23 protein-coding genes are annotated in these 22409 nt (G+C 43.4%); 10 read left to right on the top strand and 13 right to left on the bottom strand.

Going from position 1 to position 22409, the window contains the following annotated elements; translation table 11 throughout:
* Positions 1–84: 84 nt before the first annotated feature.
* Complete coding sequence (locus ABJ384_RS12840) at positions 85–561, bottom strand: RNA pyrophosphohydrolase (protein ID WP_086195300.1); 477 nt, start codon at positions 559–561, stop codon at positions 85–87.
* Between the two features lie 182 nt (positions 562–743).
* On the opposite strand from ABJ384_RS12840, the gene ABJ384_RS12835 reads away from it, so the two are divergent.
* A complete protein-coding gene (locus ABJ384_RS12835) occupies positions 744–1394 on the top strand; it encodes an HAD family hydrolase (RefSeq protein ID WP_086195301.1) in 651 nt (216 codons plus the stop codon).
* A gap of 271 nt (positions 1395–1665) precedes the next feature.
* Positions 1666–1911: a DUF2789 domain-containing protein gene (locus ABJ384_RS12830; protein ID WP_086195302.1), complete on the top strand. Its 246-nt coding sequence runs from the start codon at positions 1666–1668 to the stop codon at positions 1909–1911.
* Positions 1912–2269: 358 nt separating this feature from the next.
* Here the strand turns inward: ABJ384_RS12830 and ovoA are convergent, their stop codons facing one another.
* The 3 genes from ovoA to ABJ384_RS12815 all read right to left on the bottom strand — a co-directional run bounded on the left by ovoA (position 2270) and on the right by ABJ384_RS12815 (position 5955).
* Positions 2270–4486, bottom strand: a complete 2217-nt coding sequence (gene ovoA / locus ABJ384_RS12825; RefSeq protein ID WP_349927770.1) for a 5-histidylcysteine sulfoxide synthase — start codon at positions 4484–4486, stop codon at positions 2270–2272.
* Positions 4487–4633: 147 nt separating this feature from the next.
* Positions 4634–5506: a LysR family transcriptional regulator gene (locus ABJ384_RS12820; RefSeq protein ID WP_349927768.1), complete on the bottom strand. Its 873-nt coding sequence runs from the start codon at positions 5504–5506 to the stop codon at positions 4634–4636.
* A 203-nt stretch (positions 5507–5709) separates the two neighbouring features.
* Positions 5710–5955 carry a DUF2061 domain-containing protein gene (locus tag ABJ384_RS12815; protein ID WP_086195305.1) on the bottom strand — a complete coding sequence of 82 codons (246 nt, stop codon included), beginning with the start codon at positions 5953–5955 and terminating at the stop codon, positions 5710–5712.
* A 200-nt stretch (positions 5956–6155) separates the two neighbouring features.
* Here ABJ384_RS12815 and ABJ384_RS12810 point away from each other — a divergent pair, with 200 nt between their 5' ends.
* The 5 genes from ABJ384_RS12810 to leuB all read left to right on the top strand — a co-directional run bounded on the left by ABJ384_RS12810 (position 6156) and on the right by leuB (position 10497).
* Positions 6156–6347: a hypothetical protein gene (locus tag ABJ384_RS12810; RefSeq protein WP_349927766.1), complete on the top strand. Its 192-nt coding sequence runs from the start codon at positions 6156–6158 to the stop codon at positions 6345–6347.
* A 249-nt stretch (positions 6348–6596) separates the two neighbouring features.
* Positions 6597–8030, top strand: coding sequence for a 3-isopropylmalate dehydratase large subunit (gene leuC, locus ABJ384_RS12805; RefSeq protein ID WP_349927764.1), 1434 nt, complete (start codon positions 6597–6599; stop codon positions 8028–8030).
* A 23-nt stretch (positions 8031–8053) separates the two neighbouring features.
* Positions 8054–8704, top strand: coding sequence for a 3-isopropylmalate dehydratase small subunit (gene leuD / locus ABJ384_RS12800; protein ID WP_349927762.1), 651 nt, complete (start codon positions 8054–8056; stop codon positions 8702–8704).
* A 105-nt stretch (positions 8705–8809) separates the two neighbouring features.
* The gene (locus tag ABJ384_RS12795) at positions 8810–9373 is read left to right on the top strand and encodes a hypothetical protein (RefSeq protein WP_166169135.1); all 564 of its coding nucleotides are present in this window, start codon (positions 8810–8812) and stop codon (positions 9371–9373) included.
* Positions 9374–9417: 44 nt separating this feature from the next.
* Positions 9418–10497 (top strand): 3-isopropylmalate dehydrogenase, encoded by a 1080-nt coding sequence (leuB, locus tag ABJ384_RS12790; protein WP_349927760.1) that lies wholly within the window; start codon positions 9418–9420, stop codon positions 10495–10497.
* Between the two features lie 61 nt (positions 10498–10558).
* Here the strand turns inward: leuB and ABJ384_RS12785 are convergent, their stop codons facing one another.
* The 3 genes from ABJ384_RS12785 to infA all read right to left on the bottom strand — a co-directional run bounded on the left by ABJ384_RS12785 (position 10559) and on the right by infA (position 11855).
* A complete protein-coding gene (locus ABJ384_RS12785; protein ID WP_349927757.1) occupies positions 10559–10960 on the bottom strand; it encodes a hypothetical protein in 402 nt (133 codons plus the stop codon).
* A gap of 152 nt (positions 10961–11112) precedes the next feature.
* Positions 11113–11493 (bottom strand): hypothetical protein, encoded by a 381-nt coding sequence (locus tag ABJ384_RS12780; protein ID WP_349927755.1) that lies wholly within the window; start codon positions 11491–11493, stop codon positions 11113–11115.
* A 140-nt stretch (positions 11494–11633) separates the two neighbouring features.
* Complete coding sequence (gene infA, locus ABJ384_RS12775) at positions 11634–11855, bottom strand: translation initiation factor IF-1 (RefSeq protein WP_001284370.1); 222 nt, start codon at positions 11853–11855, stop codon at positions 11634–11636.
* Between the two features lie 231 nt (positions 11856–12086).
* Between infA and ABJ384_RS12770 the strand changes: the two genes are divergently transcribed.
* A complete protein-coding gene (locus tag ABJ384_RS12770) occupies positions 12087–13094 on the top strand; it encodes an AraC family transcriptional regulator (RefSeq protein ID WP_086195313.1) in 1008 nt (335 codons plus the stop codon).
* A 91-nt stretch (positions 13095–13185) separates the two neighbouring features.
* Here ABJ384_RS12770 and truA read toward each other — a convergent pair whose 3' ends face one another.
* From truA to asd, 5 genes are all read right to left on the bottom strand, one after another.
* On the bottom strand, positions 13186–13983 hold the full coding sequence (gene truA, locus ABJ384_RS12765; RefSeq protein ID WP_086195314.1) for a tRNA pseudouridine(38-40) synthase TruA: 798 nt from the start codon (positions 13981–13983) through the stop codon (positions 13186–13188).
* Positions 13984–13995: 12 nt separating this feature from the next.
* A complete protein-coding gene (locus ABJ384_RS12760; protein WP_180174257.1) occupies positions 13996–14964 on the bottom strand; it encodes an asparaginase in 969 nt (322 codons plus the stop codon).
* A 46-nt stretch (positions 14965–15010) separates the two neighbouring features.
* Complete coding sequence (locus ABJ384_RS12755; RefSeq protein WP_349927752.1) at positions 15011–16396, bottom strand: hypothetical protein; 1386 nt, start codon at positions 16394–16396, stop codon at positions 15011–15013.
* Between the two features lie 71 nt (positions 16397–16467).
* Positions 16468–17916 carry a hypothetical protein gene (locus ABJ384_RS12750; protein ID WP_349927750.1) on the bottom strand — a complete coding sequence of 483 codons (1449 nt, stop codon included), beginning with the start codon at positions 17914–17916 and terminating at the stop codon, positions 16468–16470.
* Between the two features lie 137 nt (positions 17917–18053).
* Positions 18054–19172 (bottom strand): aspartate-semialdehyde dehydrogenase, encoded by a 1119-nt coding sequence (gene asd / locus ABJ384_RS12745; protein ID WP_349927748.1) that lies wholly within the window; start codon positions 19170–19172, stop codon positions 18054–18056.
* A gap of 189 nt (positions 19173–19361) precedes the next feature.
* Here asd and ABJ384_RS12740 point away from each other — a divergent pair, with 189 nt between their 5' ends.
* Both ABJ384_RS12740 and ABJ384_RS12735 read left to right on the top strand, forming a co-directional pair.
* Positions 19362–20492 (top strand): endonuclease/exonuclease/phosphatase family protein, encoded by a 1131-nt coding sequence (locus ABJ384_RS12740; protein WP_349927746.1) that lies wholly within the window; start codon positions 19362–19364, stop codon positions 20490–20492.
* Positions 20493–20712: 220 nt separating this feature from the next.
* The gene (locus ABJ384_RS12735) at positions 20713–21105 is read left to right on the top strand and encodes a hypothetical protein (protein WP_349927744.1); all 393 of its coding nucleotides are present in this window, start codon (positions 20713–20715) and stop codon (positions 21103–21105) included.
* A 136-nt stretch (positions 21106–21241) separates the two neighbouring features.
* Here ABJ384_RS12735 and ABJ384_RS12730 read toward each other — a convergent pair whose 3' ends face one another.
* Positions 21242–22342, bottom strand: a complete 1101-nt coding sequence (locus ABJ384_RS12730) for a glycosyltransferase family 4 protein (protein ID WP_349927742.1) — start codon at positions 22340–22342, stop codon at positions 21242–21244.
* Between the last annotated feature and the right edge of the window lie 67 nt (positions 22343–22409).

Genomic DNA, 22409 nt, shown 5'->3' with positions numbered 1-22409 from the left:
TCTGCTCCAAAATAAGTTTAAAACTGTTTTTATTTATAACAACATGCTACTAAAAAATCTGCATTTTCATGCAATTTTTTCGAGCTAGAGTGAGGGTAACTGCTGACACAGTTCCACCATCGCCCTTCGGTATACATCGCGTTTAAAATTCACGACCTGACCTAATGGGTACCAGTAACTTACCCATTGCCACTGGTCAAACTCTGGTGGGTCTGACAGGTCCAGCTGAATATGCTTTGCTGGCGCTGTCAGCCTGAGTAAAAACCACTTCTGTTTTTGACCAATACACACCGGGTCCGAATCTGGGCGTATATATCTTTGCGGCAAACGATAACGCAGCCAACCTTTTGTTTGCGCTACAATTTGAACATGTTCGGGCAATAAGCCAACTTCTTCTCTCAGCTCACGATAAAGTGCCTGTTCGGGGGATTCTCCAAACTGGATTCCTCCTTGCGGAAATTGCCAAGCATTGTGTCCAATGCGTTTTGCCCATAAAACTTGTCCAATGTCGTTTGCCAAAATGATCCCGACATTCGGTCGGAAACCTTCTGAGTCGATCATTTGGCTACCTAAATCTTCTGTAATGTATGGCTTTTTGTTCGGGGATTGTTATTTCTATATCCATCTCGAAAAAAAGCACAGCTTAAATGTTAAAAATTGCTATGATCTTAACGAATTTCTATCGACTAGCGGAGATAGATTTACAATTTTTTTCTTAAATTTCAGTTTTTACGAGTATTTTCATGAAATTGGCTTTATTTGACCTCGACCACACCTTATTAAATACCGATTCAGATTATTCATGGGGTGAGTTTTTAGTAAACGAGGGTTTAGTCGATCCAATCCGACACCGTCAAATGAATGACAAGTTTTATGAAGACTATAAAGCAGGGCAACTTGACCCGATTGCCTATAACGAATTCGTCTTTGAATTTTTAACCCAGCATGATAATGATTATTTGACTGAATTACATGAATTATTCATGAAAAAGGTCATTCGTCCACAAATGCGTCCTGAAGGTTTTGCGGCCATTCAAAAACACCGTGATGCAGGACACGAGCTGGTCGGGATTACCGCAACCTCCGATTTTATTACGGCACCGATTTTTCACGAGTTTGGTATTACTGAAATTATTGCCACCAATGCAGAAGTGGTGGATGGCAAATATACGGGTAAAGTCATCAATACTGCATGTTATCAAAAGGGTAAATTGATCCGTCTGGAACAATGGCTGCAAGGGCGCGATATTGATGAGTCATGGGCCTATTCGGATTCATTCAATGACCGTTTCTTGCTGGAATATGCCGATCATGCCATTGTGGTCAATCCGGATGAGCGTTTGGAGGCTTTGGCCAAAGCGCAAAACTGGGAAATTCAGGACTGGTCAATTTAGGCAATTTGTTTTGATGGAGGGGAGAGCTGTATGGAATATGGTTGTTCTCTCTGCTTTAAAAGTTAAAAATAAAAAATGATTGCACCGGAATCCTTGCATGTTTGTAGATAGTGTCTACCGATCTACTAAACCGGATGGAATGTTTTATATCGACTAAGGGACGATAAAATAAGCCTTACTATGATTATGCCTTTACCGTATAGTAGACTGAAAGCAAAAGGGTAAAAAATAAAATTTATAGTTTGAAATTGAAGAAGAATGGGAGAGAAGAATGAGCCAAACACGTCCAAGAATGACCAATCTTTTTGAGCAGTTAGGGTTAGATTCCAGTGAAGAGGCGATAGCCCTGTTTATTGCCACGCATCAGCTCAATGCCCAGACCAAAATTACCGAAGCGGAATATTGGACTGAAGCACAGCGCCAGTTTTTAGCAGAAAAAATTAAATCCGATGGTTCATGGGCCATTATTGTTGACCAGTTAAATGAATCCTTACATGAAGATTCAGTGATTCAATAAAGATCAAAGTCAATCAAATGATTTAATGCCAGTCAGTTAAGAAATTGGCTGGCATTTTTGATTTTTAATTCATAATGTTATTTGATACGCGAGAACGTCATTCGCAACTGTTTGAGGCAGGATTACATTAAGAAGTTACTGTTTCTGCGAGGAATTTGCTACTCGGTGGTAGTGGACGAGTTTTGAGAATGACAAATGTTTTTGGTTCTTTTGGCGAAACAAAAGAACTGACGAACTCCAAATATTTGATTTAAAAAATAAGACTCTGCTGTGAATAACCTAAAAGCTGAGGATTTTATGGTCAAATCCTTTAACTGGTCAGTATTAAATCAACTAATTGGCTTTTTGGGCAAATGGTTTATCTGACTCGTTTCCATAAAGTCACTTGGGACAGGCTATGTTGATACTTACGTACGGTTTCACGAATCATAAATGCCACATCCTGAGGTTCATCGAGCATTTCAAAATGCGCTTGTAATAGTTCCGTAATACCTTGCAGCGTACTTAAGTTTTCTCCATCTTTCTTAAAGCCCCCAAGCCATTCACTGCGTGCAGTATATTCCTCCAGCCAGGTATAGGGAGAGGCCAGCATTAAAATGCCACCCATGGCTAAACGCTGATGAATTTCGGCTAAGAAATCTTTCGGATGATGCAGGCGGTCAATTAAATTTGCAGCCAGAATAAAATCATAATTGCTAAAATGAGGTTTTAAATTGCAGGCATCGGCCTGGAAAAATTCGACCCGATCCGTATGGGTATCCAGACCCAACTCTTTTAAGTTACAGGCTTTATATTCCATCAGTTCACCTTCAATTGGCAGGGTATAACGTAGCGTTTCACCTTGTGCCAGCTGTACCGCCTGCTGAATAAAGCGCGCGGAAAAGTCCAGTCCTGTGACCTGATCAAAATAAGCTGCCAGTTCAAAGCTGGCCCGACCTGTGGCACAACCGATATCTAATGCCTTCTCGGTAGCAATATTCTTAAAATAGGGTTGCACAAGGTTAATCAGGCTTTGGGCGAAATTGGGCACGTTAAAATATTCTGCACCGTACTGAAATTCCAGATATTGCGAGATCATCTGGTCAGTTTCATACTGCGATTGAAACTGTTGAAGTTCTTGGGAGGCAGCGACATAGCGGAATCCGGCATGCTGGAAAAAATGTCTGCGGAAGGCATAACGTGAACTGTGCAAAGCCTCATTGCCGGCAGAAATCCAGGAACCGCCTTTAATTAAATTATGTTGTCCGTCAAAGGTAGGAGTGCTGAAATCATCATAGATCGGATGCACCTGAAAACCGTCAAAAGGGTAAATCGGGGTTTCAGTCCATTGCCAGACATTGCCCTGAATATCAAAAAAATCACCCTGCTGAAAATGATTGACCGGGCAGGGACTGGTTCCATATTTCAGTTCGATGTTGGCCTGTTCAGGACTGGGCAGGTCAGGATCCAAACCGGCCACATCATACAGCCGATACCACTCATCTTCTGTTGGCAAGCGAATGCTTTGACCGGTTTTCTCTGCTTTCCAGTTGCAGAAAGCTTTGGCCTCAAGATAATTCACTTCTACCGGCCAGTCCCAAGGCATGGAAATTTCTTCCAGCATCAGACGTAGTGACCAACCTGAAGGGGTTTTTCGCCAAAAGCTGGGATGCTGGGCCTGAGAAAATTTCAGCCAGGCCTGTCCGTCTGTTGTCCAGTAGCGATCAGTTGTGTAACCGCCATCTTCCACAAAACTGAAAAATTCCTGATTGGAGACTAGATATTGTGCAGCCTGAAAAGCGGCCACATCCGCCTGATGCTGGCCATATTCATTGTCCCAGCCATAAAAGTTACTGTCAAAAGTCTTATTCAGGTTGACTTGTCCTGCAGGCACAGCAAGCAGGGCATTTTCTGGCGCAACTCCAGTCATAACCTCGGCATGCCACTGTGGATGATTGTAGACATAGTCCAGCTGCTGCTGGCGAATCAGGACTGATGAGGTTTCAAGATGAATCCGTTCATGTTCAATGCTCATGAGAATCGACCACCATGGATGATTCCAGTTCAAGGGTAACGTCAGAGGGGCATGCTCAATCAGATTCAGTACCAGTGCTCGTACCTGATTACGATAAGCCCGGACTTCTTCTACACTCGGCCAGGCATAATGCTGATCATTCAGATCGTCCCAGCTCATTTCATCGACCCCGACAGCAAAAATGCTTTCCAGCTGTGGGTTCAAACGTGTACTAATCAGTTTGCTGAGCAGCAATTTGTTGATAAAAAAGGTCGCCGTATGACCAAAATAAAAAATCAGCGGATGACGTAAAGAGATGGGTTTAAGGTAATAGGCTGCATCATTTCTTAGACAGTCAAACAGCAGTTTATAGCTGTCAAAAGTATTGAGGAAATAATCACGCAAGCTATGCCGTGCCGTGGCTTCATCAGTAAAGTTTAAATCCGACGTAGGCAACAAAGAAATTTTAGCGCTTGGCCATATATGTGGAGCATCGACATCGGCTTTGACTGGGTTGGTTTTAAATTGGGTTGTTTCAGGTGAATTTGTTGTAGATATTGTTGGTGATGAATCCCTCAGCATAGCCCCATACTCCTTCGAATTCTTTTGCACATTTAAAACATGTTGTTTTATGTGTTTTATTTAAAAGTACTCGAAAGCTGTGCTGCTGTGCTGAGGATTAAGGTAACAAAATGCTGCATCCATGCAGATGCAGCACTAGAGCTGGTTTTAGTTGAGATTGGAGTTTTTCATCATGGCCACCAGTTCCTGTACGGCACGTGACTGGGTACGCCCCGGATGCCAGACCATGCCCAGTTGACGTTGCATTTGCACATTAATATCCAGCATTTGCAGATCCTGATTCAGCAGGGTTTTCGGTAATACCGACCATCCCAAACCAATTGAAACCAGCATTCGGATGGATTCAAGCGGATTGTTGCTCATGGTGATTTTTGGTTTAACGCCTTGCTTTTCGAATTCTGCCAAGGTGATTTGCGTGGTATAGGTTTGCGATGCTGGCAATAGGCTTGGATATTGAATCAAATCTTCCAGACTCAAATGCTTTTTTTGCGCCAATGGATGAAAAGGTGCCACCACAAAGACCAGCGGATCATTCCAGATGGTCACATAACTCAAGCGTTCATCACCTTTCGGCGGGAGGGTTAAAAAGGCCAGCTCCAGGTCACCCGCCAGTACCTGTTCATGAGCCTGTTCCGAGTCAACAAAATGCACATCTAAAGTGACTTCAGGAAACTTTTGCACATAATTGCGCAGGTGCTGCGGCAGATGATGTAAACCAATATGGTGACTGGTGCCAATTTTCAGCTTGCCTTGCACCTGTTCCTGTTCGTGACTGAGGGTATGATGAATATCGCCCAGTTCATTGAGCCAGTTTTTCACTTTCGGTAATAAAGAGTGGGCAGCGTGGGTGGCCTGAACACCACGACCGGCAGACTCAAATAGTTTCACACCAAAATATTCTTCCAGACTATGAATTCGTTTGGTCACAGCAGGCTGGGTGATAAACAATAAATCGGCAGCCATAGAAATAGAGCCTGTTTCCATGACTTTAATAAAAGCTTCAAAGGCAGCAAGATTCATAGGGAGATATCTGGTTATATTAAAGTTAAATAATTATAAAATATTTTTATACCAAAGGGGTATTTCATCTTAAAAAAGACCGTAAAAAATGTATACAGATGTGAACTTAAAAGGTAAAAATAAAAAAATCACCCCATTGGAATGGAGTGATAATAAAGTGGAAGCGGGCAAGCCATGATCTCTAGTTTGGGCCGATGCAGCCTTTAGATGACTATATTATTATTGCTATTCTGTCTTTGAGCTGGCTTGGCTTCCCAGATTTTTTCATGGAAGAAGAATGCGATTGCCTGAATCGTCGGCTCAAGCAAGCTGAGGGTTACTGCCATCCAGATACTTCCTGTGACGAAATAACCGACCAACATGGCAATGGTGATGTGCATAATGTAATAGCTAAAGGTTTTCTTGAACATACGCTGGTTGTTATTAACAAATTTTTGAATATGAGCCATGGTTTGTTCCTCAATCTTTGCCTTGGGATATAGCTAAATGATAATTAGTCTTATTTAATTTGTAAAAACGAACATTTTTATATTTTTAATCGGTTTTGTGAATTATTTGGCTGGTTAAACTGAACCATCAATACAACAACTGGGGAATGGTATCGCCTGGAGATATATGTCTAGAGATACTTTTCTGGCAGGGTGAACATATGGATATTAAACACATCAAATACCTCCTTGATATTTTTGAGGAAGCTGTGGAAAAACGCAGTCAGGTCTATGAAATTGCCGATGATGAAGATGACGAAAATCAGGCTGCCGCTGAATGTGGCGCAGCGAAAGCAGAACTCATCCGGGCAATTGAGCAGCTGATCGCAGCAAAAGACAATCCGTCGGGCTAAATCCTGTCTGTATCATTCCCTGCACGGTGCTTTAAATATGCCTGATTTGTTAAGTCTGAGCATAAGGAGATAGCCGTGTGGTTTAAAAACCAAGAGATAAAATTTTGCCAAAATTCAGGGTTTTAATAGGGTTAAAATTAATTCCAAAAAGTTTTTAAACTAATAAAAATGATAAATTAGATTTATGTGAATACGTGGTTATAATCGAAGTTAATGAAAGCATTACCCAGTTCTATGGAGCGCGTCGACATGGCAGGCAATACCCCAAAAGCAAAGACTTTATACGATAAATTGTGGGATGACCATTTAGTAAAACAACGCGATGATGGCTCAGCCTTACTTTATATCGACCGTCATTTATTACATGAAGTAACTTCACCACAAGCTTTTGAAGGTTTGCAACTTGCAGGTCGAAAACCTTGGCGTTTAAGTGCCAATGTGGCCACGCCAGACCATAACGTACCGACTTCAAAAACCGAGCGTGAGCAGGGTATTGCCGGTATTGAAGATCCAACTTCACGTATTCAGGTGCAAACCCTGGATGATAACTGTAAAACTTTCAATATTGTTGAATTTGATATTAACGATATTCGCCAAGGGATCGCGCACGTGGTTGGGCCTGAGCAAGGTTTGACTTTGCCGGGCATGACTGTGGTATGTGGTGACTCGCATACGGCAACTCATGGTGCATTTGGTTGCTTGGCTCACGGTATTGGAACTTCAGAAGTTGAACATGTATTGGCGACCCAGTGCCTGGTTCAAAAGAAAATGAAGAACATGTTGGTGCGTGTTGACGGTAAATTGGGTCAGGGCGTTACACCAAAAGATGTGGTCTTGGCGATTATCGGTAAAATCGGTACTGCAGGCGGTACTGGTCACGCGATTGAATTTGGCGGTCAAGTGTTCCGTGACATGTCCATCGAAGGCCGTATGACCGTCTGTAACATGGCGATTGAAGCCGGTGCCCGTGTCGGTATGGTGGCTGTTGATGACAAAACCATTGAATACGTAAAAGGCCGCAACTATGCACCAAAAGCTGAGCAGTGGGATGCTGCTGTTGCCTACTGGAATACCTTGCATTCTGATGAAGGCGCGCATTTCGATACTGTGGTGGTGTTACAGGGTGAAGAAATTGAACCGCAAGTCTCTTGGGGGACTTCCCCTGAAATGGTGATTCCGGTGTCCCAAGCGGTTCCAACGTTGGAACAGGCCAAAGATGACGTGCAACGTAATGACTGGACCCGTGCTTATCAATATATGGGTTTAAATGCCGGTCAGGCATTGGCAGACATCCAGTTAGACCGCGTATTTATCGGTTCTTGCACCAACTCGCGTATTGAAGATATTCGCGCTGCCGCTGAAGTGATTAAAGGCCGTAAAGTAGCTGCTTCAATCAAACAGGCCATGGTGGTTCCGGGTTCTGGTTTGGTCAAACAGCAAGCTGAAGCTGAAGGCTTGGATAAAGTATTCTTGGAAGCTGGTTTTGAATGGCGTGAACCGGGTTGTTCAATGTGTTTGGCGATGAATGCAGACAAATTGCAACCGGGCGAGCACTGTGCCTCAACTTCTAACCGTAACTTCGAAGGTCGTCAGGGCAATGGCGGTCGTACGCACTTGGTGAGTCCTGCGATGGCAGCTGCGGCAGCGATTGCCGGTCATTTCGTTGACGTACGTACGTTTTAATTTCGGCTAAAGGAGCAAATGACATGAAAAAATATACCGTTGAACAAGGTATCGTTGCACCATTAGACCGTGCCAATGTCGATACAGATTTAATTATTCCAAAGCAGTTTTTGAAATCGATCAAACGTACCGGTTTTGGTGACAACTTATTTGATGAATTGCGTTATCTGGATGAAGGCTATCCGGGTCAGGACAATTCAAAACGTCCAAAGAATCCTGATTTCGTTTTGAATCAGCCGCGTTATCAAGGTGCGACTGTGTTGATTTCTCGTGCCAACTTCGGTTGTGGTTCAAGCCGTGAGCATGCGCCATGGGCGTTGAACGAATACGGTTTCCGTACCGTGATTGCACCAAGCTATGCCGACATTTTCTTCAACAACAGCTTTAAAAACGGCATGTTGCCGGTGATTTTGTCTGAAGAGATCGTGGATCAGTTGTTTAAAGAATGTGCTGCGACAGAAGGCTACCAGTTAACCATCGACCTGGAAGCTCAGGAAGTGCGTACACCATCGGGTGAGAGCTTTAAATTTGAAGTCGATCCGTTCCGTAAACACTGCCTGTTAAATGGTCTGGATGATATTGGCTTAACTTTACAAGCTGCAGATGATATTCGTGCTTATGAAGAAAAGACCAAACAGTCACGTCCGTGGGTATTTCAGGAAATTCACGGTTAGTTGCTTGAATTTTCAGCGCTAGTAGTATCGCAGCCTAACTCTTGCTAATATCGGATCCATAAAAATATTTAGTTGGCTTTATTTGGTGAGGGTTGGGCTCAAACAATGACAAAAGTTTACGGTCAGCTTGCTGTACTGGGTCTTATGGCCGCATCCTTAAGTGCATGCCAAAGTATTGATACAGTACGAATTAAACATGTAAAAGAAACTGAAAGTAGCAAAACAAATGCCTTAATTTACTGTGCGGGTACTGCGAACTGTGAATTTGAACGTTTAAACAAAATTCAAATTATTGATGCAGCACAGCGCCGTGTGAATAGTGCTGCGGTTGAATCGGGTATTTTACGTTTACAGGCGAATTCCTTAAGTCAGCCGAATGCGTTATATCTTTCAATCCCTCCTGGGCAACATGAACTGGTGATCCGCTTTTATCCGATTTCCAAGGATCGTGCCGAAACCCTTCATGTTTTTCACCAGTTTAAGCCGAAGCAGCGTTACATTTTTAAAATGTACCGTGAACGCAACAAACAGCAGGGCAGCTTGCTGAATGTATCTGCACCTGAACCCTTATGTGTAGATCTCCTGCAAGAACACAAGACAATCCGACGTTTCTGCAGACCCTATAATGCCTTGACCGGTCTGGGCGAGTTTGTGGAAAAGAAAATTTAAAATCCCGTCGATTTAATCTATCGACTTCATAAATGGAAACACTCATGTCAAAACATATTTTGATTTTACCAGGTGATGGTATTGGTCCTGAAATCGTAAAAGCAGCTGAACAGGTGCTTGCACGCGTGAATGAAAAATTCAATCTGGGTTTGACTTGGGAACAGGGTTTATTGGGTGGTGCAGCGATTGATGCACATGGCGAACCGTACCCTGCCGTTACGGCAGAACAGGCAAAACGTGCGGATGCAATCCTGCTCGGTGCTGTCGGTGGTCCAAAATGGGATACGATTGAACGTTCAATCCGTCCTGAACGTGGTTTATTGAAAATCCGTTCTGAATTGAATTTATTTGCAAACTTGCGTCCTGCAATTCTTTACCCGCAACTTGCCGGTGCTTCAAGCTTAAAGCCTGAAATCGTTTCTGGTCTGGATATCCTGATTGTGCGTGAACTCACTGGTGGTATCTACTTCGGTCAGCCACGTGGTATCCGTGAACTGGAAAATGGTGAGAAACAAGGCTTCAATACTGACGTTTATAAAGAGTCTGAAATTAAACGTATTGCTAAAGTTGCATTTGAACTTGCTGGTCTTCGTGGTGGTAAAGTATGTTCAGTCGACAAAGCCAACGTCCTTGAAGTGACCGAGCTTTGGAAGCAAACCGTGACTACGTTGAAGGAAGAGCAATATCCAGAAATCAACCTGTCACATATGTATGTCGACAATGCCGCAATGCAGCTGGTACGTGCGCCTAAGCAGTTTGATGTGATTGTGACCGGTAACCTGTTCGGTGACATCTTGTCTGATGAAGCAGCGATGCTTACTGGCTCTATTGGCATGTTGCCATCTGCATCCCTGGATGAAAACGGTAAAGGCATGTATGAGCCATGTCATGGTTCAGCACCAGACATCGCAGGCCAAAACATTGCCAATCCGTTAGCGACCATTCTTTCTGTAGCGATGATGCTGCGTTATACCTTCCGTGAAGAAGCCGCAGCGCAAGCCATTGAAGATGCGGTAGGCAATGTACTGGATCAGGGTTTACGTACTGGCGATATCATGTCAGAAGGCAATACTCAGGTAGGTACAGTTGAAATGGGTCAAGCAGTGGTTACTGCATTGAACTAAGTTCGCCTGACAGAAAAAACGCAGCCATGAGCTGCGTTTTTTTATGGCTTTTCAGAGGGTTTTAACAGGTATGGCCAGTGTAATGAACCGATGTGGCAATGTTGTGTTCTAGGCGATAGATAATTTTACATTGCAAGTTGATATCATAGCTTTGTGCTCGGGGTGTAACTTGTATAGGGATATGACCAGCATTAATATCGGCAGGATTTTGTGCCATTGGTACCGGAATGGTGACAGAACGAATGACGGTATAAGTAAGTGTCTGATCATTCGCGACAGGCGCTAACACCAGCTGGTAACCGATGCGGGTTAAATCGAGCTTAGCTTGAATGCTTTGACTGGTCTGCCCGATGAATTGCTGTAAATAGGCATCACGCTGCATAGCGGTTGTCGTGGATGTTGTCGTGCATACAGTGAGTAAACTAAAAACCATACAGCATCCCAAAATCAGTGTGAATTTCATGAGTTGTCCTCACACCAAATAAAATCAGTTTAAGTTAAGCAAATTGCAGGCAGAAATACTGTTGTGATTTGATACACGGTACAGAGAGGTGTAGCCATGATGCTAAGCCCTTATTCAATCTGATATAGACCCTTAACCTATGCTCTTGGCAATTAGCAAGCTCTACCAGTATAGTGAATGGATTGAACTATTTCGTCTTTCAGGTTAAATCCTACCTGACATTCCATCTTGATATTGTAGCCACCATTTGAAGGGGTAGGCATCGGTGCACCCATCGAAATACTGTGGCTAATATTGGGCGTGCCCATTGGGATATTCATATCACGAACAATGGTATAGCTGAGCAATTCTGCTGTCTGAGTAGGCTCTTGAGTGGTTTTAAATCCCATTTTATTCAGGTCAAGCTGGCTACGAACTTGTGCTGCAGTTTGACCAACATATTGTTGTAGAGACTGGTTAAGACGATGAGAACCACCTGTTTCACATGCTGTGAGCATCAGGCAGGAAAATAGGGTTAAATATTTTATTTTCATCTTTTTTAGCATATCTGCTTAATTTTAATTAAATTATAGCCGTTAAATGATCAAACGGTGTCAAATTGTTTTATTGAATAATAAAAACTGAAGGCAATAAAAAAGCCACTCAAAGGTGGCTTTCATGCTTTCGCTAAAACTTAGCGTGCACGGTAAGTAATACGACCCTTGGTCAAATCGTAAGGCGTCATTTCTACTTTCACACTGTCGCCAGTTAAAATACGAATATAGTGCTTACGCATTTTACCAGAGATGTGGGCAATCACTTCGTGACCGTTCTCTAAACGTACACGGAACATAGTATTAGGAAGCGTCTCGGTGACAACGCCTTCGAACTCGATGAGTTCCTCTTTATTGGCCATAGCCTACCTGAATGAATAAATTGGAAAGGCGCAAATTATAGTCAATTTTTTTGCATAAAACAAGGCGCAATGCGGCTTTGCTCGTTCATCTGTCAGTTAAATAAGCGAACCCTCCGTATACAGATTTTCTGTAAAAAAGCCCATTGTCATGTTGTCAGTTTGGTCAATCGCAGTTAATCTAAAATCAATCTTTTTAAGTATAAATGAAGAACATACAAGGAAGGTCTTTGCGTGGGTCAGCTAACTGATGCATCAGTTGTTTTACGATTGGGTTATCAAGCCATCCGTCGTGCAGGTTTGCCAACTGAAGAAATTTTAATGAAAGCTGGTGTGGCCTTAAATCAGGTCGAAACCAATGACCGTACTCCGCTTAGTGCTCAATATGCGTTTTGGGTGGCTGCGGAAGAGGTCAGTAAAGATCCCGATATTGGTTTGCATTTGGGCGAACACCTGCCTTTATACCGGGGGCAGGTGATTGAGCACCTGTTTATTTCCAGTGAAAACTTTGGTGAAGGCCTCAAACGTGCACTGGCTTATCAGCGCCTGATTAGTGATGCTTTCCATGCCAAACTGGTGATTGAAGATGACCGTTGCTATTTGACCAATGGTGAGCAACCTTGGGGCGAAAATATCGTTAATCGGCATTTTTCCGAATGTGCACTATCCGGCGTATTGCGTTTTTTCAAGTTTATTACCGAAGGTCGTTTTCAGCCGATTTATATCGATTTTAATTTCAGTCAGGGTGCACCTGATGATGAATATTTCCGGGTCTATGAATGTCCAGTCAGCTTAGGGCAAAAAGAAACCCGTTTATATTTCGATCCTGCAATTTTAGATTACCAGTTATGGCAAGCAGAGCCAGAGCTATTGCAGTTACATGAGCAACTGGCGATTGAAAAGCTGCAGGAGCTGGCGCGTTATGATCTGGTCGGTGAAGTACGCCGTGCAATTGGTTCGACTTTAGAAAGTGGCGAAACCACTTTGGAAACCGTAGCCACACATCTAAATATCACGCCGCGCCGTTTACGTACCCAGCTGAGTGAAGCCAATACCAGTTTTCAGCAAATTCTGTCCGACTATCGTTGCCGGTTGGCAAAGAAATTATTGGCCAATACGGCAGAAAGCGTGGAACGGATTGTGTATCTGACCGGATTTTCCGAACCCAGCACTTTTTATCGGGCTTTTAAGCGCTGGACCAATGAAACCCCAGTGGAATATCGCAAGCGGAAGCAGCGTTAAACTACCATCCTAAGTCCCTCCTGAACGGAGGGATTTTTCATTACCGTATTTTTATAGGGGGTGAGGGGAAGGTCAAAATTTTTAAAAGAAATCACTCCGGCATATTCAGCCAATGCGGGCCTAATGGCATTTTCGGCAGATCAAACTGTTCCGGATAATCAGCGTGGATAAAATACAAGCCATCCGGTGGTGCGGTGATTCCTGCTGCTTTGCGATCTTCAGCGGCAAAAATATGGTCAATATGGTCAACTTCATACATGCCCTGACCGATTTCCAGTAAACAGCCCATAATGTTGCGTACCATATGGTGCAAGAAGCCATCTGCCTGAATATCTAACACCAGATAACAGCCATGTTGAATGAGGCGACAATGTTTGACATGCCGAACCGGCTGATTGGACTGGCAGGCTGCAGCACGGAAACTTTCAAAATTATGCGTGCCTTCAAACTTTTTCGCCGCAGCAATCATCTTCTCCACATCCAGCGGATAGTAGGCATGGGTGACCTGCTTATGCAAAAGTGCAGGGCGCTGCGGATTGTTATAGACGACATAGCGATAGCGGCGTGCCTGAGCTTTAAAGCGGGCATGGAAATCGCTGTCCATCTCCTTGATCCACTGGAAGGCGATGTCTTTAGGAAGCTGACTGTTTGCCCCCATCAGCCAGCCACGAATCGGGCGAATAGCATTAGTATCAAAATGCGCGACCATATTGGTGGCATGGACCCCGGCATCGGTACGACCCGCACCATGTAAGATGATCGGTTCATCGGCAATTTTACTGAGTACTTTTTCAATGGTTTCCTGCACGCTTGGAACGCCAGGCTGTTGAGTTTGCCAACCTCTATATCGAATGCCACAAAACTCAATACCGACTGCAAAACGTTGCATACTTACCTCAAATTACACGTGATCATGCCAATGTGCCTGCCATTGGTCTACAGCGTCGTATTGTAAATACATTTTCAGTGCTTTTGCATAAAGATCTGCATGTCCCAAACAGTCATTCAGAAGAATATGGGTCTGCTGGCTCCATTGGCTGATGGCATAACGCTGATCAATCCTCCCAAAAGGCACTTGAGTGGTGAGAATGACGACGCAGCCTGCTTGTTGCAGTTTTTGAATGCAAGCAATGAATGGTTCATTCACTGCCAGGTTGCCTGTGCCGAAACCTTGCAAAATCAGGCAGTTTGGCGGTGCTTGGCAAATGGTTTGCAGATTGGCAACTTGCTGAGCTAAATCCAGCGGTTGCATCATCAAGCTTAAACAGTTAAACCTCGATGCCTTGCTGATATCACCCTCATGTACGATATAGCTGGGGCTGTGGGTAATGGGCTCGGCTGCGTTGATCCCGCTAAAGGCATCCAGTTCTGTGGTATGAATTTTTAATGCCGTCTGTGCATGTACTAAATGATGATGAAAGGCTAAATAAACTCCCACCGGATATTTAACTACACAGTCCAGGGCAAAGTTTAAATTATCAATGGCATCAGTAAATTCACGGGTATTGTCTCCCGCAGTATTTAACAGGGGGTACTGGCTGCCGGTCATGACCACATGCGCGGATTGACCCAGAAAGCGTGACAGCACCGCACTAGCATAACTGAGGGTGTCGGTACCATGAATAACCACAAAATGCTCAAACTGCTGTAACTGAAGTTGTTGAATAGATTGAACCAGTTTTAGCCAGTCTGTGGCTGTACAAGCACTACTGTCCTGAATGACTGGTGCAACAAAACATTCGATCTGCTGATCGAGAGGGAGAACATGTTGCAGTTTCGGAATAAATTGCTCAGCTGGCATAGGGCTGAGTGGATCACCAATACAGCCAAATGTACCGCCCATATAGATTAACGCTATTTTTTTCATCATAAAAAAAGCAGCCAAGGATGACTGCTTTATAGTAGATCGAAATTGCTTAAGATGCTATTTGATTGCGTAAATGATCTGCCTGTTGGCGTTGTTCAGGTGTATAGCCAGCTTCTTGCTCTGCCAGTAATTCACGTGCCGATTCGAACGCACCAAGCTGGATATATTGCTGCGCCAGTTCTAGATTCAGGTTAATTTCATTGACTTCAATCAGTTCGGGGAAAGACTGAACCAATGGATCATTTTTATCTGCTTTGGCAGCAGATGAGCTGATATTGCTAATATCAAAGTTTAGGCCTGCGGCTTTTGCTGGAGCTACTTCTACAGCTGGCTCTTCAACCGTGCTTGCTGACTCTAAATTAAAGTCCAGTTCCAGGCTTGGCGTAATTTCTTCAGTTGCAACTTTTGTTTCAGCTACTGGAGTTTCTGCAACGGAAAAATCAAAATTAAATTCAGGTTTTTCTTCTACAGTAGGTTCAATGCTAGCCGCTTTCTCTGTTTCTGCTTGCCCGGTTGTTGCAGTGTCTAAACTAAATGAGAAATCCAGAGGCTGAATTTCTTGAACTGGGGCAGCTTCCGGCTTGGTTTCTGCCACAGGTACAGGATCAAGCTTAAAGTTAGTAAAATCTAAAGGCTTGATTTCTTCAGCTGGTGCAGTTGCTGCTTCTGCCGCTGAATCCAGCGATAGACTGCTGAAATCAAGGGGTTTGATTTCTTCCACCGGAGTAGCTGCTATTTCTGCTTTTGGTGCTGTATTTAAAGATGCAGAATTGAAATCAAGAGGTTTGATTTCCTTAACAACTTCCGGCTGAGCCGAACGCGATTCCTGCTGTAACTGATCAAAGGCAAGATCATTTTTTGTTGCAGCGGGTACAGCATCACTCATTAAAGCATCAAAAGCAGCCGTATTTTTTGTTTCTGCAACCGCTGGTTCAGCTGCTTTAGCAACAGTTGATGATGGCTTAAACTCAATGGTATCTTTAGAACCTAGTGTTTGTTTTTCATGTGCTGCTTTTTTAGCAAGTGCCTGTTCTAAAAAATCATCCAGTTCTAATGAGCGCAGGTGATTAATCAGCTGGCTGATGGCAAATTCATCTTTTTGCAAGATGTGAATGTCCAGCAACAACAAATACAACTCATGCTGTGAATTGTCTTTATTTAAAGCCTGATTAATCTGTGCTTCGGCCGAGAAAAAGTTCTTTTCGTGAATCAGGGCTTCAATTTTACTGCGGACATCGGCAGCTAAAGGGGTGGTTTTTTTCTTTGCAACAACCGAGCTTTCCACAATTTGAGTTTTTTGCGGTGACTTTTTGGTTGAAGTGACTTTTTTGCTTTTCGTCTTTGGTGTTTGTTCTGTTTGTTTACTTGCCTCGCGCTTTTTTAATACAACTGCGATCACTAATAACAATATAAACGGAATCACATAAAGCAGCATGTTGTTACCCCTTGCAGGATTGAGTTTTTATCCATGAAACCCATCCTAAAAAATCAAATTGTATAACACCCTTAGTGCGTTGGCTTTTTCTGTACTTGTTGTGCTTTCAATTGTTGCTGCAATTGGGCAAGACGAGTATTTAATAATTGAATTCTGTGATCCTTGTTACGCAATGCCAATTCTAACTGTGTTACGTTTCTCTGTAATTTAACGGTTTTTTCACGCGATGTCATAACTTTTAATGATAATTCATTTGAAGTTTGCCTTTTTTCTGTGTTCTTTTTGGCAGAACCGCTGGCTGAATCTTGTTCTTTCTCTGCAACCAGGCTCATTTCTGCCTGATTCAAGCGATATTTGGCTTTAGCCGACTGATTGGACGGTTTGGAAGGGGCTTGGGCTAAATGGGCAACTTTTGCTTTTTGCTCTTCTTTGGGGCTGGTCACAGTATTTAAATTCAAAGCAGCGCCACGGCGTAAACGGTTCACATCCCCTTGAATAAAGGCATGTTCATTATTGGCCTTGATTTGTTTCATGACTTCGCCAATCGGACGATTTTGCTCAGTGGCCACACGTGAGGCAATTGCCCACAGTGACTCATTCGATTGCACCACATGCTGGTTGGCTAGTGCTGTGGCCGCAGGCTGAGGTGATGGTGTAGGCGCTGTTTCTGATTTGGCTTTTGGCGCAGCGGCTGCTACAGGTTCTGCCGTTACTTTTGCTTTAGCTACGTGTTGATGTGCAGATGCTGCATATTGTCTGACTAAAGGGTCTGTGGAGACATTGTTATTCGAGTTGTTTGAATTAGCTGAAATTTTCGCTTCATTTTTTGTCAAACGTTGTGCTGCAATGGAACTCTTGGTTTTGACTGGCGTATTTTGCGGAGTCTGAAGTGGCTGTGCAGATGGTATCGCCATTGCTGCAATGACGACGGGTGCAGCAGAGGTACTATTTAAAATCGGTGGTGTCGCTTTATGTACCATTAATGGTGCTTCAAATGATTGCGGTAGTGCCGTTTGTGGTTTTTCAATCCGAAATTGCGTACTTTCAGGCAGTTGTAAGGCAATATCTTTTTCATTCACAATGGTGATAGGCATTAAAGGTTTTTCATTGCCTGAGGCCCGTGCCTGAGCATTTACCTGGCTGCGCTTCAGAGGGGTCTTGATATGCTGTAAACGTGTCGCATTACCTTCCTGAATTTTAACAATAATGTTCAATTCAGCATCCGTTAAGGGGCGTGATGAGGTAATGGTAATGACACCATTGCCCGAGCTATCGCGACGGGTAAAGAAATTGAGATGTCCGGGAGCATGATAGACAGCGCCTAAAGTTGCGATATCTTCTGCATCAGCCAGGCTGGCTTGGATTTGTGCATGAGGATCAGCATTGCGAAAATTCATTTCCGCATACAATAATTCACCTGCTGCAGATTGAACTTGAATAGGATCAATAGTAATCGCATGAATATTCTGCGAAGCAATAATGGCTAAAATGGCTATCTTTAATTTGTTATATACGGTCATCTTAATCTTTAGCTCGGTTTCTTATCGTATTGCGAAAGTTATACATTAACGAGGTGTTGCAGAATTGTAAAACATTTAACATAAAGGATACATAAAAAAGCCGATCAATTGTGATCGGCTTTTCTTTCATTTAGCACTTAAGCATTTTTGTAATCAATCAGGATACGTAACATACGGCGTAAAGGTTCTGCAGCACCCCATAGCAGCTGATCGCCGACAGTGAATGCGCCAAGGTATTCTTTACCCATATTCAGTTTACGCAAACGGCCCACTGGAACAGACAGGGTACCTGTAACAGCCACTGGCGTCAGATCGGTCATCGATGATTCACGGGTATTTGGAACGACTTTTGCCCAATCGTTTGCATTACGGATAATGTCTTCGATTTCATCAAGCGGTACATCTTTCTTCAATTTCAATGTAAGTGCTTGAGAATGGCAGCGCATTGCACCGATACGCACACAGTGACCATCAATAGGAACAATCTGCGAGTTACCCAGAATCTTGTTGGTTTCAACCTGGCCTTTCCATTCTTCTTTCGACTGACCGCTTTCAAGCTGTTTGTCGATATACGGAATCAAAGAACCTGCTAAAGGCACGCCAAAGTTTGCTGATGGGAAACCTTCGCTGCGTTGTAAAGCCGCAATTTTAGAATCGATCTCTAAAATTGGAGAGCGAGGGTCATCTAACAAATCTTTGGTATTGTTATACAAGTAACCCATACCGTTGATGAGTTCACGCATGTTTTGCGCGCCCGCACCAGAAGCGGCCTGATAAGTCATCGAAGTTGCCCATTCCACCAGATTATTCTGGAACAGACCACCTAAGCCCATCAGCATCAAGGAAACGGTACAGTTACCACCAACGAATGTTTTAGTACCATTCACCAGGCCATCTTTAATCACGTTCATGTTGACCGGATCAAGCACGATGATGGCTTCATCATCCATACGTAAGGTAGAAGCTGCATCAATCCAGTAACCATTCCAGCCTTCAGCTTTCAGTTTCGGGAAAACGTCAGTGGTGTAATCACCACCCTGGCAGGTAATAATGACATCCATTTGCTTCAGACTGTTAATGTCTGTCGCATCCATAAGTGCTGGGGCAGTCTTACCGCCAAACGCAGGCGCTTCACCACCTGCATTACTGGTAGAAAAATAGAATGGCTCAAAATGAGCAAAATCATTCTCTTCAACCATACGTTGCATAAGGACGGAACCTACCATCCCGCGCCAACCGACCAGACCTACTTTCATGCCACTTCGCCTCGGTGCGTTAAAAAAAATCAAAAGGGATTCGAGTGTATCAAAAAGGGACGTGACTGCAAGTACTACATAATGAAAACATCAATATTATTGAGAGAAATCTCTTGTTTATGTTACATACAAAATTGATAAAGTTTTTCAACTGCAGATCGAATTACCAAGATAAACAGAGTAAAGCTGATGATTTGGGTGGAAATAATTGCAGTTTTAGTGATATGGCTGACATTCTGGTCACTGATTCCACGGGATGAGTGGTGGATTCGAGGTGCTGATTTTCCACGGCTACAAATTCTGGTTTTAGGACTGATTGCTTTTGTTCTGCTGCTGGTCTGGGACCAACCCTGGAATTTAATACGGGAAATTATTTTTATCGGTCTGATTGCTGCACTGGCGTACCAGCTCAAAATGGTGCTGCCTTATACCTTTCTTTGGAAAAAGCAGGTCAAGCATGTCCGCAAACATCAGCTGAATCCGGACAAGCAAATATCCCTGATCATTTCTAATGTACTGACGCCAAATACCCAATACCAGTTATTGATTGAGCAGATTCAAAAGCATCAGCCAGATTTGCTGTTAACACTAGAATCAGATCGGGTCTGGCAAAAAGCACTTTCCGCGATTGAAAAAGATTATCCCTATCGGGTGCCTGTACCTCTGGATAATTTATACGGCATGCATTTGTATAGCCGTTTAGAGCTGAAAGATACCGAGGTCAAGTTCATTTTAAGTGATGAAATTCCTTCCATTCATACCACAGTCATTTTGCGTTCAGGTCAGCCAGTCCAGCTTTATTGCCTACATCCCAAACCGCCGAGCCCTACTGAAGCGAAAGATTCGACGCTACGGGATGCGGAACTATTAATTGTGGGTGACCAGATCAAGGATCTGGATGAAAGCTGTATTGTGATGGGAGACTTGAATGATGTGGCCTGGTCGCGAACGACCCGACTGTTTCAGCGCATGAGTGGTTTGCTCGATCCACGGGTGGGGCGTCACTTTGTCAATACCTTCCATGCCGATTATCCCTTATTGCGTTGGTCACTGGATCATATTTTTCACAGTACCGATTTTGCCTTGGTTCACATGAAACGGTTGCCTCATATCGGTTCAGACCATTTTCCGGTTTATGTGGTTCTACAGACAGGACGTGTTTTTGAACGGGTGCAAGAAGAACTGGAGCAAACGGATGCTGATGAACAGCAGGCACAAGAAACAATAAAAGAAGGTATTGAAAAAGCTGAAAAAGAAGAAAAACCAGTCACTGATGAAATTGCCCAGAGCTATAAAAATGCAATCAAGCAGGCAGATTAAATAATAGAAAAGTGTACGAAATGGCTTACATTGATTTAGGTCAATTGCGAATGTTTCTTTTTTATAAACTAGCTTAATCTGTACTCATCAGCCAAGGAGCCGGGAAAGGAAAATCCCATTATGGAAGATCAAACACATGGCTGATAGAAAGTCATCATGGATATGATGCAGCAATGGATAGCAATAACAGAATAAAAATAACATTTGAAAGCACAACCTCATGTACCCGAGTTTTGCAGGATGCAGAACTCGGGTCTATGGTTTTATAGAACCTCTTGAAAATAAAATTTCAGTCATGTATTTATCAATATTTCAAGAACTTAAAATTTATGTCGTAAATTTTACTGAACTATCACGTGATGCTTTACATATTTATGCAGGGCTGACGCTATTTTTTATCGTGGCGTTTTTCCACCATCATCAGTTGAAGTCGAAGTGGGCGATTTTGGCTGTGCTTATTGTTGCAATTGCTGCAGAGCTGTTGGATGCCCGTGATGATTTAATCAATTATGGGCTGTGGCACATTGGTGCCAGTGTGCACGATATCATCAATACCATTTTCTGGCCGCTGCTCATTTGGCTCATGGCAAGATTTCGGGTGTGGAGGGTTTAATACGTTATGGCTTTCGAAATATCAATGCCTGCCATCCTCTTCATATATCCAATTATTCAATGTTTACGAAAATTTGCTTTTAATTTCGGTATTACTAACAGCTTGTCGCCATTGAAAAATGACTCATCAATGAAGTCTATTTCAAGACTTGCTTATATAAGTGAAGCGTCTGATCACACATCTCTTTCAAGCTAAACGTTGTGACTGGCTTTACTTGTTGCGGTTCATCCAGATGCTTCTTGACTGCATTGCACAGTGCAGCGTGATCATCCACGGCAATTAAACCTTGTGGATACAGCTGCGATAAGATCTCCGCAACCCCGCCACGGTTCCAGCTAATCACCGGAGTGCCTACCGATAGTGCTTCTAAAGCAGTACGACCAAAGGTTTCTGCCTGATTGGAAAGGGAGAGCACCACATCGCTAAATGCCAGCCATTCACGAATATCTGAGCGATGACCAACGAAAGTAATTTTTTTAGTTAAGCCTTTGCCTTGAATTGTGTCCTGCATTTCTTTCAAATAAGCGGCTTTTTTCGGATCGGCTCCACCCACCACTACCGCATGCAAGTTGGGGTATTGTTGCTGTAATTTTTCGACCAATCCAATCAGGGTTTCATGACCTTTTAAACGGGTAATCCGTCCTGGCAGGCAGAGTAAAAACTTATTTTCCAGTTCAGGAAAGTCTTTAAAGGTTTGATTCAGCCATTGTACAGACGGTTGATAGCCATGTGGAAATGCTACAGGGTCTATACCACGGTAAATCCGCACGATATCTTGTGCTGGGCAATTTTTATAATTGTCGGTGATGTATTTGACCACACTGTCTGATACTGCAATGACTTTTTCAGCCTGGGTCATGATTTGACTATAACGGTTAATCGAATAGAAGCCATGCACGGTACTGATTAAATGTGGACGACGCGCAGCAGGAATGCCTTTTAAAGCAAAATGGGTCAGCCATGCAGGCACGCGGGAACGCACATGCACGATGTCGGGTTGGTGCTGTTCAATCAGCTGACGTAGCGGACGAATTTGCCATAAGCTCGACAGGGCTTTTTTATGAATGGCTAGCGTCAAATGTGTTGAACCTTCCGCTTCAAGCTGGGTCACCAGCCGGCCACCATTCGACACCGCCAAAGATTCATGACCTTCTGCAACCAAGGCACGGGCGATTTCTAAAGTACCGCGTTCTACGCCACCGCTATTCAGTTCAGGAAGAAGTTGCATCACTTTCATGGTTTTTTGCCTTTAGGGTTGTCGCAAAGCGGAGTTTTACCGTTCATTTATCCAATATTAGGAGTGT

The sequence above is a fragment of the Acinetobacter sp. A1-4-2 genome (assembly GCF_040233925.1).
Lineage (GTDB): Bacteria > Pseudomonadota > Gammaproteobacteria > Pseudomonadales > Moraxellaceae > Acinetobacter.
This window is presented reverse-complemented; position numbering and strand designations above follow the sequence as displayed.